At 43.0% G+C, this 18,272-nt stretch carries 18 protein-coding genes; 13 read left to right on the top strand and 5 right to left on the bottom strand.

Going from position 1 to position 18,272, the window contains the following annotated elements; all coding sequences use genetic code 11:
• Positions 1 to 188 precede the first annotated feature (188 nt).
• A complete protein-coding gene (locus tag G3570_RS08955; protein WP_165141473.1) occupies positions 189 to 2,276 on the top strand; it encodes a GWxTD domain-containing protein in 2,088 nt (695 codons plus the stop codon).
• A 14-nt stretch (positions 2,277 to 2,290) separates the two neighbouring features.
• On the opposite strand, the gene G3570_RS08950 is transcribed toward G3570_RS08955, so the two are convergent.
• Complete coding sequence (locus tag G3570_RS08950) at positions 2,291 to 3,283, bottom strand: vWA domain-containing protein (protein WP_165141471.1); 993 nt, start codon at positions 3,281 to 3,283, stop codon at positions 2,291 to 2,293.
• Complete coding sequence (locus G3570_RS08945; protein ID WP_249066908.1) at positions 3,280 to 4,305, bottom strand: hypothetical protein; 1,026 nt, start codon at positions 4,303 to 4,305, stop codon at positions 3,280 to 3,282. Before G3570_RS08945 ends, G3570_RS08950 begins: the two co-directional genes overlap by 4 nt.
• A gap of 214 nt (positions 4,306 to 4,519) precedes the next feature.
• On the opposite strand from G3570_RS08945, the gene G3570_RS08940 reads away from it, so the two are divergent.
• Complete coding sequence (locus G3570_RS08940; RefSeq protein ID WP_165141467.1) at positions 4,520 to 5,833, top strand: M23 family metallopeptidase; 1,314 nt, start codon at positions 4,520 to 4,522, stop codon at positions 5,831 to 5,833.
• A gap of 19 nt (positions 5,834 to 5,852) precedes the next feature.
• Here the strand turns inward: G3570_RS08940 and G3570_RS08935 are convergent, their stop codons facing one another.
• Together G3570_RS08935 and lysS are read right to left on the bottom strand one after the other, a co-directional pair.
• Positions 5,853 to 7,079 carry an ABC transporter permease gene (locus tag G3570_RS08935; RefSeq protein ID WP_165141465.1) on the bottom strand — a complete coding sequence of 409 codons (1,227 nt, stop codon included), beginning with the start codon at positions 7,077 to 7,079 and terminating at the stop codon, positions 5,853 to 5,855.
• Positions 7,080 to 7,172: 93 nt separating this feature from the next.
• On the bottom strand, positions 7,173 to 8,711 hold the full coding sequence (gene lysS, locus G3570_RS08930; RefSeq protein WP_165141463.1) for a lysine--tRNA ligase: 1,539 nt from the start codon (positions 8,709 to 8,711) through the stop codon (positions 7,173 to 7,175).
• Positions 8,712 to 8,874: 163 nt separating this feature from the next.
• On the opposite strand from lysS, the gene G3570_RS08925 reads away from it, so the two are divergent.
• The 9 genes from G3570_RS08925 (at position 8,875) to G3570_RS08885 (ending at position 14,540) form a co-directional block, all read left to right on the top strand.
• A complete protein-coding gene (locus G3570_RS08925; RefSeq protein WP_165141461.1) occupies positions 8,875 to 9,504 on the top strand; it encodes a 4'-phosphopantetheinyl transferase family protein in 630 nt (209 codons plus the stop codon).
• Positions 9,505 to 9,533: 29 nt separating this feature from the next.
• On the top strand, positions 9,534 to 10,295 hold the full coding sequence (amrB, locus tag G3570_RS08920; protein ID WP_165141459.1) for an AmmeMemoRadiSam system protein B: 762 nt from the start codon (positions 9,534 to 9,536) through the stop codon (positions 10,293 to 10,295).
• Between the two features lie 8 nt (positions 10,296 to 10,303).
• Positions 10,304 to 11,179, top strand: coding sequence for a Rossmann-like and DUF2520 domain-containing protein (locus tag G3570_RS08915; protein WP_165141457.1), 876 nt, complete (start codon positions 10,304 to 10,306; stop codon positions 11,177 to 11,179).
• Complete coding sequence (locus G3570_RS08910; protein ID WP_165141455.1) at positions 11,169 to 11,501, top strand: MGMT family protein; 333 nt, start codon at positions 11,169 to 11,171, stop codon at positions 11,499 to 11,501. Before G3570_RS08915 ends, G3570_RS08910 begins: the two co-directional genes overlap by 11 nt.
• Before the next feature lie 3 nt (positions 11,502 to 11,504).
• Complete coding sequence (locus G3570_RS08905) at positions 11,505 to 12,035, top strand: TlpA family protein disulfide reductase (RefSeq protein ID WP_165141453.1); 531 nt, start codon at positions 11,505 to 11,507, stop codon at positions 12,033 to 12,035.
• Positions 12,036 to 12,040: 5 nt separating this feature from the next.
• The gene (locus tag G3570_RS08900) at positions 12,041 to 12,667 is read left to right on the top strand and encodes a thioredoxin family protein (RefSeq protein ID WP_165141451.1); all 627 of its coding nucleotides are present in this window, start codon (positions 12,041 to 12,043) and stop codon (positions 12,665 to 12,667) included.
• Between the two features lie 104 nt (positions 12,668 to 12,771).
• Positions 12,772 to 13,152: a 6-pyruvoyl trahydropterin synthase family protein gene (locus G3570_RS08895; RefSeq protein WP_165141449.1), complete on the top strand. Its 381-nt coding sequence runs from the start codon at positions 12,772 to 12,774 to the stop codon at positions 13,150 to 13,152.
• Between the two features lie 88 nt (positions 13,153 to 13,240).
• A complete protein-coding gene (locus G3570_RS08890) occupies positions 13,241 to 13,819 on the top strand; it encodes a radical SAM protein (RefSeq protein ID WP_165142582.1) in 579 nt (192 codons plus the stop codon).
• A gap of 1 nt (position 13,820) precedes the next feature.
• A complete protein-coding gene (locus tag G3570_RS08885) occupies positions 13,821 to 14,540 on the top strand; it encodes an SDR family NAD(P)-dependent oxidoreductase (RefSeq protein ID WP_165141447.1) in 720 nt (239 codons plus the stop codon).
• 114 nt (positions 14,541 to 14,654) lie between these two features.
• On the opposite strand, the gene G3570_RS08880 is transcribed toward G3570_RS08885, so the two are convergent.
• Positions 14,655 to 15,530: a DUF58 domain-containing protein gene (locus tag G3570_RS08880; protein WP_165141445.1), complete on the bottom strand. Its 876-nt coding sequence runs from the start codon at positions 15,528 to 15,530 to the stop codon at positions 14,655 to 14,657.
• Between the two features lie 540 nt (positions 15,531 to 16,070).
• Here G3570_RS08880 and ald point away from each other — a divergent pair.
• Together ald and G3570_RS08870 are read left to right on the top strand one after the other, a co-directional pair.
• Positions 16,071 to 17,183, top strand: coding sequence for an alanine dehydrogenase (ald, locus tag G3570_RS08875; protein WP_165141443.1), 1,113 nt, complete (start codon positions 16,071 to 16,073; stop codon positions 17,181 to 17,183).
• A gap of 277 nt (positions 17,184 to 17,460) precedes the next feature.
• On the top strand, positions 17,461 to 18,258 hold the full coding sequence (locus tag G3570_RS08870) for a ParA family protein (protein ID WP_165141441.1): 798 nt from the start codon (positions 17,461 to 17,463) through the stop codon (positions 18,256 to 18,258).
• Positions 18,259 to 18,272 lie beyond the last annotated feature (14 nt).

The following is an 18,272-nucleotide window of genomic DNA, read 5'->3' as shown; positions in this document are numbered from 1 at the left end:
CAACATAGAAAACAAAAAGAGCATTTCATTTTGCTTTTCATTCAAAGCTTTGATTAATCTCAATATTCAAAAATGATAGGCTTCTCAGCCCATCTATCACCATCTTATCATTTTATTTTTGTGTTGATAACGGATTGCTGGAGATAATTCACGATTTTTGGTATGATATATCAAATAACCTGCAATCTATGAAAAGTGTACTACTCACACTGGTTGTTTTATCCTTTCAGGCCTGGCCTGCTTCTAACCAGTCCATCGATTATTCCGAAACTATATGGAGGCAGGGACAAGAGGCTTTAGCTAGCGGTAATGCAAAAGAGGCTCTAAGGATTTGGAAAACAGCTAAAGATGCGAATGAAAATATTGAGCCGGATCCAAGAATCGGTTTTGATTATATCGAAGTAGTCACAAGCAATAAGCTTATGGACTATTATAAGGATGCTTCCGATATGGTTTATTGGGGGCTTTCGGGAAAATGTAATGAAAATCATCGAAGTGAGATCGGAACCGAATTGGAGCGAATCAGGCCTATCATAAACCCTGGTATGTACAAAGCCTGGAAAGGATATCTGAATAACGATCTCGACACAATTTGTAGCATACTTAGCAGGTATTGGAAGCAGATGGATCCGATTTTATCCACAGAGTATAATGAACGGCTAATTGAACACTGGGAGAGGATCGCTTATTCCAAGACCCACTTCAACAGAAATTCGGCTACGGTTTACGGTACTGATGATCGGGCACTGGTTTATATCAAGCTAGGTGAACCCGATTACAGACGGAGAAACACCATGCGCTATAATCGTTCCCAGGTTCGTGCCTGGGTGATGGATGCAATGAATTTTCCGGGCGGATCACTGGGTGGTGCTTCCTCCAGCAGTGATTCTCTTTCAAGGGCGGGTGCAACCAGTGGAGATCGCAGGCCTTCCATCTCGCGTAGTATGGTTCAGGATAGAGCACGAGTTGACAGGGCTGATAGGTTCAGCAGGGAGGCAGAGCAGCTGCATCGCATCAGAGATTATGAAATTTGGATCTACCTCAGAGATGAAAATGGCCCTACGGGAGATTATGATAAGAACCTTGTCTATATATTCGGCGAGCATGGAGATACCGGCTTTTTCGGTATGCTGAGGTCACTCGAAGATATGATACCGGATGCCGCATTCCGGGACCAGGGAGGACAGGGCGCTGTGTTAAGTCCGGCTTATTTGTTACAGCTTCTTTTTTACCAGCAGGTGCTGACCGTTGATGACTATTTCGCAAACGCTTTTTATGATCTGGAATCCAGACTGACCTCGGTAAACGGTCTCAATAAAATGACGGCTTTTACGGCGCGCTCAAAAAACATCAACGAACTGAATTATATCCAGGTTCAGGCACCTGAGGAAGAGTCAACCTTTGAAAACGAAAAACGAGCTTTTGATCTGGATGTATACCAATATCGCCTTTTAGATGATAACAATAAGCCTTATTTGGCTACTTATTTGACCGGACAGCCGCAAAAAGCTTTGGTATTTAACCAGGTAAAAGAGAATAGATACGGGTCCGATGATTTTAGTCTTACTTTTTACAACAAGAGTACCGATTCGGATTATAATGTTATATACCGAGCTGAAAAAAACGCTCCCATTTATTTGGATGGGAGAGGGGATGTTGAGCAGATGGATCCGAGCAGCGTATTCATGCGTGTTCCGAACATAGAGAGTGAAATTGACCAATTATTTACTGCTGAACTCCGATTGAATGAAGAAACCGCATCAGACAGTATCATGGCGGTGGAATCAAACTCTATCAGTGCATTTGGCAAAATTGAAAAAAATCAGCCTGAACCTCTTTCCACTAATCCTGAGCAATTGGAAATGAGTGACATTATTGTAGGTTCAACTATCACACCTTTTGTAAGATACGCTGATTCCCCTGTTAAATTTGATGTAAGTCACCATAGAAAGATACCCGCAGATAATAATTTGATGATTCACTTTGAGATATATCACTTGCGAACAGATTCTATTTCTCAAACTCCCGGTCCATTTGAAGTGCAATATAAGGTTCGTCCCAAGAACAGAAACTTCTTCCAGCGCTTGTTTAAAAATAGTAACAAGACAAGCCTGACACTTAATTTTGAAACATTTGAATCAACTTATAAAACGGATTTGGAGATTGATACATCTTCATTTGATCCCGGAAGTTATGTGCTTGAACTGAAAGCTCTGGAACGGTCAACTGGCAGAGAAGTTAGCCGGCAGATAGAATTCGAAATTCATGACTCTTAAATAAGTTTATATACTCAGGCGGGTTCCGTTCTAAAGAGTACTTTTTCTGACACGATGGAAAGCAACAATAGCAGAACGGCGGGAATGAGGAACCAGCCATACAAATCTTCAAAATCGGTGAAAATGAGTTCCTCAATTTCTGTTCTTTCCAATTCGTCAATTTGGTTGTAGATCTCTTTTAGTCTTTCAGTGTCGGTAGCACGGAAATATGCTCCGTTACTCATTGAGGCAATCTGGGTGAGCATTTCTTCGTCAATGTCTACTTTAACATTCTGATATCGCTTCCCGAAAATTGGATCCTGAACAGGATATGGAGCTGTTCCGCGTGTACCGGCCCCAATAGTATAAATCTTGATTCCATATGTTACAGCCAGGTCGGCTGCTGTTACGGGGTCAATCTCACCTGAATTATTCTGTCCGTCGGTAAGCAGTATGATAACCTTGCTTTCTGCTTCGCTCTCCTTCAAGCGGTTTACGGCGGTAGCAATACCCATTCCGATAGCTGTTCCGTCTTCCACGATTCCCATCTGAACATCATTGAGAAGCTGTTTGAGAAGGCGATAATCCAGGGTAGGAGGAACAACGGTGAAGCTTTTTCTTGCAAAAACTACAAGCCCGATACGGTCAGATAAGCGTTTGTCTATAAAATCGATAGCTACACTTCTGGCAGCTTCAAAACGGTTGGGCTTCAGGTCTTCGGCTTTCATGGATGTTGAAATATCCAGCGCCAGCACAATATCGATACCTTCGGCATTGCGCTCGACGGTCGTATTTTTGAATTGTGGACGTGCAAGTGCCAGCACAACCAGTGCAAACGCTATCCATCGGGTTACAGGTCCCAACCAGGTACCGTAGGTACGCCAGTTGCCCGGCAGATCGGTGAGCTTGGAAGTATCCGAAAATGTCAATGTTGGCCTTCTGTTTTTCAGATAGCGCCAGATGTACAGTCCCATCAGCAAGGGCAGAAGTAGCAATAGCCATAAAAATTCAGGATTTGCCCAGCTCATACCCGCTCTACCTCAGACTTTTGTGATTCCTCGAAAGCTTTACGCTTTTCTTCGTTCTCCTGTTGATGTTTATTTCGCAGGTGATCAACGCGTGGCTTGTCAACTTCCCGGGCACGTTCCAGAAAAGCATCAGCCTTCTCCAGTGCTTTTTCAGCTTGCTTCTCAGAAGGAGTGAACTTAGCAAATTTTACCATATCGGCTTCCTGCAAAACCGCTTTTGTTTTATCTATGAGTTCGGAATCGACAGAACGGCGGCTCAATTCATAGAGTATTTCACGACTTGTAGATTCCAGGGCAGGGATGCGATACAGATCCTCAAAATACTCACGGATGGCATCTCCGAGGTTTACATAGAAAACTTCAAAATCTTTTTCCGAACTGAAGGTATAGCCCTTGAGCTGCTTTAGAATATTACCCAGCCTGTGTAACGGATCCTGAAAAGGTGTAGGAGAGTAAACCTGTTTCTTTTTCACAGGTTTCGGTTCCAATCCTTTTTCCTGATAAAGCTTGTAGAGGTACCAGCCTGCAGCCACAAGCAGTAAAAGTGCTATTAGATAAGGCCACCATGCCGCAGCAAAATCGAATATTGGTTTAAACGGACGAAGTGACTCCTGTTCTGACTGTAACACTGTTTTAAATGGAACAGGAACAGGATTGGTATACACCACTGTTGTATCTCCTGAATTTACTAGTCTTACTGATACCGGGGGGATTTGTGTTTCTTCTGTACCGAAGAATTGCAAATCATACACCAGGCTGTCTTTAAAATCGGTAACCTGGTATCTCTGCCGGGAACGAATCTCAAATGGCGAACCGAAGCTTAAGGAGTCGGGATAAATTATCTCTTCATAAGGCTGATCTTTACTCAAGGTAATGGTATAAGAAAATCGGTCTCCTACGCTAAGAGAATCAATACTGGCGTATTCTTTAACACTCTGCGCTTGCGTAGCATGCGGAGATAATAAGAAGAGAATTCCCGCAATTAATACGAGAGTCGCTACGTGTAAAGTCCTGTTATTCAATGGCGACAAATTATTCATTTGTAAATTAACAATACAATGGCTTTAGATATTGTATTGGAATGGCGCTGAATGCGGCGCTAAATATAGAAAAAATCTAAGCGTTGGGAAAAAATCGGATCTAATTTTTATGCTTACTCAATTCAAAGAAATATGCAATGAAAGTGTAAAACTCGTATGTTAGGCATGAAATTTTAAAATCCACATTCATCCGTACATGTCAAGACTAGTTGCGCTATTGTTAGCGGTCGCTTTATTTATATCCTGTAGCCAAGATACAGAAAAGGATAAAGCTCTTGTGAAAGGCGATCAGTTAACCACTGATTCCGTAGCTACTGAAGCTGATACATTAAATGAAGAGTATGATGATTTCGGTTTTAGAGTAGACACCGCAAAAGTACAGGATCATGAGGTGTTGAAGAACGAAAGCCTCTATCTGATATTGGACAAATTTGATTTCTCTGCCCAGGAAATTTACGCTGTCACACAGCAGGCACGTGACCTTATTGATGTTCGTTCTTTTAAACCCGGACAGCGATACAGAATATACGCCTCCCTAAATGAAGGAAAAAATGAAGCCCTTACCCGTTTGGTTTGGCAGCCTAATCCGCTGGATTATGTAGTCTTTGACTGGCAGGACTCGCTGCAAATTTATAAATCCAGTAAAATTGTAACAACTAAGATAGAAACAGCATCTGCAGAGATCAATAGTTCACTATATGAGACTATGGTGATGGAAGAATTAAGTCCCTTGCTGGCTTACAAACTTTCTGAAATATATGCCTGGGAGATAGATTTTTTCAGCCTTCGCAATGGCGATAGTTTTCAAATGATCTATGAGAAAAAATATATTGATGACACCTTTTTTGAAATTGGAGACATAAAGGCAGCTTCATTTACTCATCGCGGTGAAACCTATAATGCGTTTAAATTCGAAGATGAGAATATTAGTGGGTATTTTGATGAAGACGGCAACAGCGTGCAAAAAGCCCTATTAAAGGCCCCATTTAAGTTTAATCAGCGTATCAGTTCCGGTTTTTCACATAATAGGTTTCATCCGGTTCTAAAGAGAAGGCTACCACATTACGGCGTAGATTATGCCGCACCTCACGGTACTCCTGTACTTTCAGTGGGTGACGGAACAGTTACCGAATCCAGGTATCGTGGTGCCAATGGTAATATTGTCAAAATTCGGCACAACAGTACCTATGAAACGGCCTATTTGCATCTCAGTGGTTTTGCAAGTGGGATCAAGAAAGGCAGAACTGTAAAACAGGGACAGGTTATCGGTTATGTCGGTAAAACGGGACGTGTAACGGGGACCCATCTTGACTATCGAATCTATAAAAATGACAGCCCCGTAAATCCACTGACAGTCGATTTACCTTCCTCGGAATCCATTCCGGCCTCTTCTATAGATAATTTCAAGAGTAAGCGTGATCAATTTCTAGAAGAGCTTGATATTTCAACAGCTTCTGATAATGGTAAGATGCTGACTGAGAACGAAAAAGTCTCAGATAAGGAAACATAGGGAACCTGTCTTTGGCTGATTACCTACCGTAAGCAATAACCTTGAGTGGGTCTGTTTTCGATGCAACCCGGGCCGGGAGCCAGGAGGCCAGCGCACAAAGTAAAAAGGTGACTGCGGCCACTATTATGAAGTCCAACCCATGAGGTTCTACCGGCGCGTAAGACATGTAATAGTTTTGTTCTGAGAGCGGAATAATCTGATAAGTGCTCTGAGCCCATGCAAACAGAAGTGAGATGCCCATTCCTATAATCAGTCCCACACTCGCAACAAAGAAACCTTCAAGTAGAAATATTTTTCGCACTTTTTTGCTCTGTGCTCCAATTGTTTTAAGTATTCCAATATCGCGGGTACGCTCAATGACCATCATTAAAATGGTTCCAATCAGATTGAACGCGGCCACGATGATCATCACGCTTATAACAAAAGGGATTGTTTCTTCCTGAAGGTCAACCCAGGCAAAAATATTTCCATATTGGCTGTAAATCGTCTCCGTGTAATAGGGAAATGGCAGGCTCTCCGAAAGCTCCTTGTTGAAGGACTGTATATTCGAATTGTCACGCAGTCTTATCTCTACCGCCGAAGCATGGACCCCTGGAATTCGAAACAGTTCCTGTGCATAGCGCCGGTCGACCAGTGCATAGATCTCATCAAAGCGGTCAATGCCGGTCTGATAAACTCCCGTAAGTCTGAACTGCTGAATCTCGGGAGAGTTCAGAGGGGAGGGAATACCTTCAATAGTATAAGCTGTCAGTATGGTACCTATGGAAGCGTTCAGTGTATTCGCCATCTGACGACCGAGAACGATTCCGGGCATATTAGATGAGTCCGTGCGCAGATCGAATTCGCCTTCCGCAATATACTGATTAAGGTCTGTAACATCCCCTTGTGACTCTACGCCTTTAAAAAAGATGCCGGTAACCTCCTGCGGTGATTGAATCATCGCCTGGCCATATACTACAGCTTGAGCGTTTTCAATCTCTTCGTATTTAGTCAGATCGGTGACAAGAGTGTCCGACCGGTACAACGGATCGCTGGAGTAGGTTGATATGGTAATATGAGGAGCAAAACCCAGCACTTTATTATCGATGGTTGACTTAAAACCGTGAACAATGGAAAGTGCAATCAGCAAACCCGCAGAGCCTACAGCCACACCGGTAATAGCCATAATTTTAATGAAGGAGAGAAAGCGGGAGCCTTTCCGTTTTCCTTTAAAGTACCTTAGTGCCAGATACCACTCAAATTTCATAGATTATCACTTAGGAGATTTCGCAATTCCGGAATATTATCCTACGCAAAGGATAGGCAAATAGTATCACGAGACCCAATCCTTATTAACATATTACTCTTTTTCCGGCTTCATCTGCGGAAAGAATAGGACATCTCTGATTGAATCGGAATCGGTCATGATCATAGCCAGGCGGTCTATGCCGATGCCAAGGCCTGCAGTAGGGGGCATTCCGTATTCCAAAGCTCTCACAAAATCTTCGTCGATCTCCATCGCCTCTTCGTCGCCCTCACTCCGTAACCGGGCTTGTTCCTGAAAACGCTCTTTCTGATCAACAGGGTCATTAAGCTCGGAAAAAGCGTTAGCTATCTCTTTACCGTTGCAGATGCACTCAAAACGCTCAACAAGTCCTTCTTTTTCGCGGTGCTTCTTGGCCAGCGGACTCATTTCAATAGGATAGTCGGTTATGAATGTTGGCTGAATAAGTTTGGGTTCTACAAATTCTCCGAAAATTTCATCAATAATTTTTCCTTTACCGGAACCTTCTTCAAGCTCAATATTGAGTTCTTCAGCTGCGCTCCTCAGTTCGTCCAGGTCCTTTCCGTAGAGGTCTTTACCGGTCTCTTTCTCAATAGCCTCAAACATCGGTATGCGTGGCCAGGGACGCTTGAAGTCAATCTCATGATCTCCAACGGTGACTTTAGTGGTTCCGTGAAGTTCTTTTGCTACATTTTCAATCAACGCTTCAACGAAATCCATCATCCAGTTGTAATCTTTATAGGCTACATAGAGCTCAACCTGTGTAAATTCCGGATTGTGAAAGCGTGAAAGTCCCTCATTTCTAAAATCTTTTGAAAATTCATATACACCATCATAGCCACCTACGATCAATCTCTTGAGGTATAACTCGTTGGCTATTCTAAGGTAGAGATCCATATCCAGTGCATTATGATGGGTCTTGAAAGGCTTTGCAGATGCCCCGCCATAGATTGGCTGAAGTATGGGTGTCTCCACTTCCATGTAGCCTTTATTGTTCATGAAATTTCGCATGTGTTGAACCATTTGGGTTCTCTGGCGAAATACATCCCGAACCTCGGGGTTCACGATCAGGTCTACATAGCGCTGGCGGTAACGCTGTTCTTTATCGGTGAAGGCATCATATACTTTTGTTTCTCCATCCTCTGTCTCTACTTCTTTCGGAACCGGTATGGGACGCAAGGTTTTGCTGAGCAGTGCAAATTCCTTGGCATAAACTGTTGTTTCACCGGTACCCGTAATAAAAACATGTCCTTTGATTCCTACAATATCGCCAATGTCAGTAAGCTTCTTGAATACCGTATTGTAAGTTTCCGTCCCAACATCATCCCGGCGGATGTAAACCTGAATGGTACCTTCCGAATCCTGGAGGTTGAAAAAAGTAGACTTACCCATGATTCGGCGTGTCATGATGCGACCGGCTACGGCAACCTGTTCTGCGTCTTCTGCATCTTGGTCATCTTTTTTTATCAGCTCCGGATTGTTAAGAATTTCCTCGCTGGAATGGGTCACATCAAAATCATAGGGATAAGGATTGATGCCCATTTCCTGGAGTTCTTCAAGCTTTTCCAGGCGTATTTCATGTTGCTCACTGATGGAGAGTTCAGAGTTACTCATGGTAAATGATGGATAAAAAATTCAATAAATTAACGTGTAAATTTTAGTCGCGTAAAATAGGGAATTGTAAACAGAGTTGTGAGATTTTCTCTTTGCTTTATTGATCTTAAAACATGATTCTAAAGAACCAAAAGCCCTAACCCGATTCCCAATATCGAATTTTATGAGTTATTCACTGCTTAACAATCAAAACCTTCCTGAAGGTATCTATTTGGGAATGGCTTTTATCGACCATTCTCAAGAAGTCCTTCAAAGTTTGGAAGAGGAGGAAATAGTTGAATACGAAAGTATAAAAAGTGAGAACAGGAAGAATGAATTTCTGAGTAGCCGGCATTTGATCAGGGGATTAGCAGCAAAATTCGGACTTCTCGAAAAAGATTTCAGGATTCGAAAAGATGATCTGGGTAAACCTTACTGTGAAACCGGAGCAAAACACCTTTTTTTGAGCATTGCTCATTCATCCGACTATGTTCTTTGTGCACTTTCCGAAACTATTGATATTGGAATAGATCTGGAGCCTGAAGATCGAAAGGTGCATGAGGGTCTTAAAAAAAGAATATTTCATCCGGAAGAGGGTGATGATATTAGGTCTTTGCAGCTAATTCGCATATGGACGTTGAAAGAAGCATTGGTCAAGTTACATGGGGGCGGACTAAGAACAAATCTGAATGATTTGCGGCTTCAAAGAATTAGTGATACAGAATATGCAACCATATTTAATGATGAGAAAAGCGCCAGAATTTGTAGTTTTAAGCATAACGAACACTGGGTTTCAGTTGCCTATTATCAATAATGTTAAAGATATCTGCACACACTTAAGCAATGAACATTACTTCGTATTCTAAAGAGAAGATTCAGAAGGGGTTGACCGACGCTAGAGCCGATCATCCCGGTGCCAACGATTATATCAGGCTACTTTTCGCGCCGACCGATATCAATGAAGATAACTTTGAAAGGGCCTGCGATATCTACAGCCGAATAGATCCCGATAACTATGAAACCGTGGTAATCATTGAGTCATATGATGAGGTGCTTGACAAAAAACTTCCGATGCCATCCAATAAATACTTTGAAACACCACTTGGAAGGGTAGAGGTGAATGATTACATGCGCAATGAGTTTTGCGATGAGGATGATGACTTCTTCATCCATGACGAAGGATTCAATAAAGATATGAGTCTTTTCAGTCAGCTGATGATGCTGCAGTGCATTTTTGATGATTTTTCAGTCGTCAGTGTTCAGATAGCTGACATGGCACAGGCTATCGTAAAAGAATTGGCCCATGTAATGCAGGAAGTACTGGCGCCCAGAAGAGCGCTCATCATTTTCTGCTGTCGCCTGGATAACAGGTACAAGGAAGAGTTTGAAAAAATTAACAAGCTTCTTGAAGATGAGAATGAGTCGGGCCTTTTGAACTATTTGAATAGCGGCGAATCCAACATGGAAGGTGTGGCTACTTTTATCGCCGGTGTATTGGTTGCCAAAGCCTGGGAGCTGGATATCAGGTTTCTTGAAGATCAATACAGCAATTACCGGGGAAGCTTGCTGACCGGCTATGCAGATCGCCAGAAAGTGTTACTTTAAATGTCGCCATGAGCCGACCTGATGTTACCATAATAGGAACAGGTTCCCTTGGCTCAGCGCTTGCAAAGGCGTTGTTTGATAATAATTACACCATAACCAGTTTGTTTAACCGGCGCCTGCGAAAGGCTGAGTCCGTTGCCCGTGAAGTTGGGGCCACCTATTTTTCCGAGTTCCCGGAATCTTCTAAAGAGCTCGGTTCGCTGATCTTTCTGACAGTTCAGGATTCTGAAATTGAGCACTCAGTTGACAATCTTTCACGCATCTCCCACGACTTTTCGGGTACAATGGTTGTTCATTGTTCAGGCAGTAAAGAAGCTTCGGTTCTTACGCCGTTGAAAAGAAGAGGGGCTGGGATAGCTGCTTTTCATCCTCTTCAGACCTTTACATCCGGCTCGGGTACTCAGGAATTCAGGAATATCTATTTTGATGTTGAAGCTGATGATATCACCTATAACCGCCTTCGGAATCTTGCTGAACATTTGGGCGGACAAACCATTCGAATAACTTCTTCAGCAAAACCTTATCTGCATGCAGCGGCGGTCGTCTCTTCCAACTACCTGGTTGCCTTGCTTGATATTTCCGGCAAGATTGCCGCTTTGGGAGGCATTGACAAACAGGAAGCTATGGCAGCAATGCTTCCACTTGTTCGAACTACCTTGCAGAATTTGGAATCAAAGAGTGCGGCGAAAGCACTGACCGGCCCAATTAAAAGAGGAGATATCGAAACGGTAAGGCTACACCTGGAATTATTAAAAAGTGATGTAGATCTGCTTGACACGTATAAGAGCTTAGGTTTAGAAACCCTGCAACTTTCGGAAGAATCAAGAAGCTTGGGTGGAGGTAAAAAAGCGGAAATGTATCGACTGCTTAAAGATGACAAATAATAATTTTGGTGAAGATTTTTATGAACATGTTTACCGGGTTGTGGCTGAAATACCTGAAGGCAGGGTAACCACATATGGTGCCATAGCTTCCTATCTAGGGATAGCTTCAGGTGCCAGAATGGTAGGGTATGCCTTGAATAAGTCGCATAAAGCAGGTATCCCCGCTCACCGGGTATTGAACAGGTTGGGACAGCTGACGGGAAGAGCGCATTTCCCAGATGATACGATGCGTGAGCGCTTGCAGCAGGAAAACATTAGCTTTACAGAAGAGTACACTGTAGATATCGAGAAACATTTTTGGAATCCGAATGAAATGAGTTGAATGATGAGTGCCGAGAAATTTGGGAAAACTTTTTTCGCCGGGATGGCCCTTATTTTATTGAGTGCCTATGGGTGGCATAATCCTTCACACAGTGATACTCAGACTTCCGATCCGTTGTTGAAGGATGTAACTGCAGAAGAATTGAGGGGTATTCTACAATCTTTTGAAGGGGATAAAGCTGTCTTGGTCAATGTATGGGCGACATGGTGTGCTCCCTGCATTGAGGAGTTTCCGGAAATTGTGAAGGTACAGCGTAAATACGAAGACAGCTTACGGGTGATTTTTATTTCGGCCGACTTCCCGGATAGCCGTGATCTTGCCCTGCAATTTCTAAGAGAGCAAGGCGTTGACTGGACGACCTATTTTAAAACGGGGAGTGACCAGGAATTTATTGAAGCACTTTCAAGTGAGTGGACCGGTGCATTGCCATTTTCTAAGATCATCAATAAGGAAGGAGAGGTAGTAGCCAGTTGGGAAAACAGTGCTACATTCTCTAAATTTGATAATCATGTTAAACAGGCCTTAAACCGTTAAATATTATGAAGAAAACGACTCTTTTTATCACCTCCTCGATACTTATAGCAGTATTTCTTGGTGCGTGGAAACCGGTTGATATTTCTCTTCTCACAGAGCTTGAGATTGGGGCCAAGGCTCCTATGACTGATGTTGAAGTTAAAGATGTATCCGGCGAGATGGTTACGCTCGAACAGGTATCCAAAGAGAATGGATTGTTGGTCATTTTTTCTTGCAACACCTGTCCATGGGTCAAAAGATGGGAAGATCGATACAACCCTCATGCAAGGTTGGCAGAAGAAAATGGAATAGGGACCATTGCGCTAAATCCAAATACCGCTTATCGTGATCGCGGCGATGGCTTTGAGGATATGCAGGAGCGTGCCAAAGAACAGGGGTATGAATTTTATTATGCCCTCGATAAAAACAGCGAAATGGCAAAAGCATTCGGTGCAACCCGAACACCGCATATCTTTTTGTTCAACTCAGACATGGAACTTGTGTACAGGGGTGCCATAGATGACAATGCCAACTCAGCTGAAGATGTAAAAGAGCCATACCTCAAAAATGCTATTCAGGCTCTTGGTCACGGTGAGGGAATCAGCGTAAAAACATCGAAGTCGCTGGGATGCACCATTAAATGGCCATCGTAAACAAATTCACATTCGCTAGAATTATCCTTATTTTTATGGTTTGTCAGCCTCTCAGGCTTACCATATGAACACTAACGTACAAATAGGTATACAGAACGGTAGTAATGCCAAAATGGACTTTACACACAGAATTCAAATTTGATGCAGCCCACCTGATAGAGGGTTACGATGGAAAATGCGGTCGTATGCATGGCCATAGTTATAAGGTACATCTCAGTGCTGAATCCAATAAGCTGAATCCTTCAAAATATTTGGAAACTTCAGATATGGTATGCGATTTCAGAGAATTGAAATGGGCTGCTAAAGATGCAGAAAAAGGGGGTTTAGACCACGGAGTTCTGAATGAACTGGTGAAAGTGAATCCTACAGCAGAACGCATTGCAGAGTACATATATAAAGAAACCGATCGGAGAATTCCTGAAGGCATTAAACTCACAATTACTGTTTGGGAAACAGAAAACAGCTGGGTAGAATACACAGAATAGAATGTTTACACCCTTAGAAGACAATCAAGCCTTTGAATCGATTCTGGAGCGCAGTGCGGATGAATTGAATAACATCAAACTACCGCTGATGGAAGATTTCTACACCATCCAGGGTGAAGGGGCACATACCGGCCGGCCGGCTTATTTTATAAGAACGGCAGGCTGTGATGTCAACTGCTGGTGGTGTGACGTTCAGGAGAGCTGGGATGAATCGAAACATCCTGAGGTCAAAGTCGGAGATATCGTTAAGCGCGCCAAAGAGAGCGGTGCTGAATTTGCAGTGATCACCGGCGGAGAGCCCTTATTACACGATTTGGATCCTCTTACAATGCGCCTGAAGCAGGAGGGCTTACAGACACACATCGAAACCAGCGGATCTTCACCCTTATCAGGGTATCTTGACTGGATTACTCTCTCCCCGAAACGATTCAAGAAACCGCTTGAAGATATTTTTCCTTACGTAGATGAACTAAAAGTGGTAGTCCTTAAAAACAAGGATATCGAATGGGCTGAGAAGAATGCCGCTAAATGCCCTGAAGGAACACGACTGTTGCTACAACCGGAATGGGACACCCCATCATCCATGGATCTTATCGTAGAGTATGTGAAAGAGCATCCCGAATGGGGCATAAGCCTGCAAACCCATAAATTTCTGGGGGTTCGCTAACGTGAGCTTTGAGTCATCCGCTGTAGTTATTACCGGTGCAAGCAGAGGTATCGGCAGAAGAATAGCGGTACAATTTGCAAGTAAAACCCGACACCCGCTGGTGCTCATAGCTCGTTCAGAAGAAGGCTTGGAGAAGACTAAGCAGCTCTGTGAAGAGGCGGGAGCAGAAAGAGTAACTGTAATTCCCTGCGATCTGACCAATGAAAGCAATATCTCAGAAATTTCAATGCCTGCAGATTTCCCAAAACCGGGTATAATTATCAATAATGCCGGTTCCTATCTCTACAAGGACTTGAATGATACAGAGACCAGTGAATTTATTGAACAAATTGAGACCAATCTTCTTTCTGCGGTATATGTGACCAACCGGTTTTTAGGTGACTTAAAAAACAGAGAGCGTGGAATTATCATAAATATCTGCTCGGTAGGATCCATTGAGGGTCTTAAGGAGAGCGGAGCGTATGCCTCCTCCAAACATGCACTATTGGGTTACACACGCTCCTTACGTAAAGAGCTTATGCAATCTAATATCGCCGTGACTGCCCTCAACCTGGGCCAGACCAAATCGACTTCCTGGGAAAGTTCGGATGTGAATCCGCTTTTGCTCATTGATCCGGATGATGTTGGAAAGCTGCTGGTAAGCATTTCCCAGCTCTCAACGCGAACGGTCGCTGAGGAGATTATACTAAAACCCCAGCGCGGAAGAGTCCCGCCGATGTAACTTTGTTGATTCGAAAAACGCTAAAATTTCCAACAAAAGGGAGCAAAGACTCAGGGGTGTCTCCCCATTACAATAACCAGTGTAAATCAGTAAAATCTGCATAATCCGGTGCTATTAATAACGTCTAGCGCGACGGTGGAAGAAATTCATGAGCGGCTGCACATACGATTCATTGGTATGCAGTTCAATAGTATCGATTTTCATGCGCAGAAACTGGTCACGGATCTGCTTTTTCTCAGACAGGCGCCGTTTTTGATAGGTTTGTCTCACTTTCTTGCTTGAAGTATCAACGAGTACCTCCTGACCGGTCTCTGCATCTTTTAAAGGAATAAGTCCTAAATCGGGAAGCTCATCTTCGAGTTTGTCATTGATGAAAATACTCACCAGGTCATGTTTTTTGTTGGTGATTTTTAGCTGCTTATCATAGTTATCATCCTGAAAATCACTGGCCATTACTACAATAGCTCGCCTGTTCAATAATCGGTTGACATATGAAAGCGCTTCGCTGATATCCGTACCGGTACCTTCGGGTTCCGTGGTTAGCAACTCCCGGATCAGTCGAAGTACATGAATGCGTCCCTTTTTGGGTGGGACAACTTTTTCAATAACGTCGGTGAAGAGAACCAACCCGACCTTGTCACTGTTTTTGATGGCACTGAAAGCAAGTACGGCACATATTTCAATAGCCAGTTCCATTTTGCTTTGGGTTCGGCTACCAAAAATGCCGCTGGGTGAAATATCTACACAGAGCATCAGGGTCTGCTCGCGCTCTTCTTCAAACATCTTTATAAAGGGTTCACCAGTACGTGCAGTTACATTCCAATCAATCTGTCGGATGTCATCCCCATATGTATATGCTCGCACCTCTGAAAATTCCATACCGCGACCTTTGAAGGCCGACTGGTACTCTCCCCCGAAAATATTATTCACCATGCCTTTGGTGTGGATTTCAATTTTTCGGACTTTCTTAAGTATTTCTTTTGAAATCATGCGTGCTTGAGATTGTTGACCATACTCTTTTTGCGGCTCTTGAAAATATAGAAATGTTTGTAAAAAGCATTACCGAACTTTTCTTAACAATATCATAACAATTAGGTAAAGATTTCATGAGACTTGTTTTGTGTATTGATACTTCAGGTAAATAGTTACAGATCAGTACAATGATTATTGGGAGCGAATTCAGTAAAAAGAACCAGGAACACCTCTGTGAAATCTGCCGCCTTTCAAATGGGGATATAGATAACAAGTTATCGGTACATGACATTAACGAAAAATTGGGGCTTGATCGTACCCAGTTGAAGAATGTGTTGGAGTACTTACAAGAACTTGATTACATCGAAATAGTTACTATTGGCGGACCTTTGCTTTATGGCCACATAAAAGTCACTCAAAAAGGCTTGGATAAATGTAGAGACCTAAATAGTTGACCTTTCTGGACTTCTGCATCCTTTCTCTATTTAGTTAAAAATTTTCTGAAAATTTACCTACCTTTGGCACGGAATTGATCAACCTGAATTAAATTTTCTAGCCATGATTATCGGAGTACCCAAAGAGATAAAGACTCACGAAAATCGTGTAGCCCTGCTTCCCGGCGGCGTTACCGAAATGAAGCGAAACGGACATAAAGTTCTACTCGAAAAGGGAGCCGGCAATGGCAGTGGTTTTAAGGATCAGCAATACATTGATGCCGGTGCAACTATTATTGATGATGTCGAGGAGCTCTGGGCAAAGGCTGAAATGATCATGAAGGTGAAAGAGCCTATTAAGGCAGAATACAGCCGTATGAGAGAAGGGCAGATTATCTTTACCTATTTCCATTTCGCTGCCGACAGAACACTCACTGAAAAGGTAGTCGATTCAAACTGTGTTGCCATCGCTTACGAAACGGTAGAAAAAGAAGACGGTTCTCTTCCATTATTGATACCAATGAGCGAAGTTGCGGGAAGGATGGCGGCGCAGGAGGGAGCCAAATACCTTGAGAAAGCTACAGGTGGAAGAGGAATTCTGATGGGTGGCATACCCGGTGTACCTCCTGCAAAAGCTCTGGTACTGGGAGGCGGAATCGTTGGGGTTAATTCTGCTAAAATTGCTGCCGGTATGGGTGCCGATACCACGATCATGGATATCAATATGTCACGCTTGCGGTATCTGGATGACGTTATGGATAAGAATGTAAACACCATGTTCTCTTCAGAGGCGAATATAAAAAGACTCTTGCCGGATGTAGACCTTATCATCGGCGCAGTTCTGAAGCCGGGTGCCAAAGCCCCTCACTTGATTACCCGTGAAATGCTTAAAAACATGCGCCCGGGAACAGTTCTTGTAGATGTCGCTATTGACCAGGGGGGATGTTTTGAAACCTCCAAGCCCACCACTCATGACGACCCGATTTACGTGATTGACGATGTGGTACACTACTGTGTGGCCAACATGCCGGGAGCTGTTCCTTATACCTCCACCTTAGGTCTCACCAATGTAACTCTGCCTTACGCCGTTGATCTGGCTAATAAAGGATGGAAAAAAGCCCTTAATGAAGATGAAGAGCTGAAAATGGGCCTCAACATAGCCGAAGGAAAAATTGTCTATAAAGATGTCGCAGCGGCATTCGATATGGAATATACATCCATTGATGAGGTGCTGTAAGTTATTTTTAGTTTTTGCTTGTGGAATTCTGGAAATTATAAGGTTCAAGAGGATATTTTGACCCGGTTGAATGCCATTACTGAAGCTTAAAACGACAAAATTGTGGAATATTATATCCTTTTACGAGGGAATACACCGTAAATACATGTCTCTCAAGGAGTTGAATATGTATATGATTGGTTAACAACTTGTTAATAAGTATTTTTGTTTACCATATTACTGCACATTATATTTTCAAAATAAACATCTACTTAAAAATCTTTGATAAAAGTATTATATGGGTAAGGTTATTTCCATAGCTAATCAAAAAGGCGGCGTAGGAAAGACAACCACTGCTATCAATCTGGCCGCCAGCCTGGCAGCTATAGAACATCCTACCCTTGTCATTGATATCGACCCTCAGAGTAATACCACCAGCGGTTTAGGCATTGAATCTAAAACGGTATCTAATTCCGTGTATGAAATTATGGTGGGTGGGGTAAATGCAACCGATGCCATTCGTGAAACAGAGTTACCTTTTCTAGATCTGATTCCTTCTCATATAAATCTTGTTGGTGCAGAGATTGAAATGATAGATCGCGAACAACGCGAACGCATTCTGCAAAAAGCTATTTCAGGTCTGCGTGATAAATATGATTTTATCATCATAGACTGTCCGCCTTCACTTGGATTATTGACAATCAATGCACTTACGGCTTCTGACTCGGTCATCATCCCGGTACAGTGCGAATATTTCGCCTTGGAGGGACTCGGTCAACTGTTAAATACCATCAAAATTGTACGCCAGCACCTCAATACGGAACTGGAAATTGAAGGTGTGCTTTTAACGATGTATGATACCCGTACCCGCCTTTCCGACCAGGTAGCTGATGAGGTAAAAAAATATTTCGAGGACAGAGTGTTCAAAGCAGTCATTTCCAGAAACGTACGTCTGGCAGAGGCACCGAGTTTCGGGAAACCGGCCCTTCTTTATGATTCTACCAGTACAGGTGCCAAAAATTATCTGGCATTAGCCAAAGAAATCATCCAGAGAAATAAGAAGCTATTTAAAGACAGCACTGTCTTTGCAAGCTAATAGAAGAGGTATTC

Source organism: Halalkalibaculum roseum, assembly GCF_011059145.1.
Lineage (GTDB): Bacteria > Bacteroidota > Rhodothermia > Balneolales > Balneolaceae > Halalkalibaculum > Halalkalibaculum roseum.
Note: the sequence above shows the minus strand (reverse complement) of the source record. Positions and strands in the feature narration are given on the sequence as shown.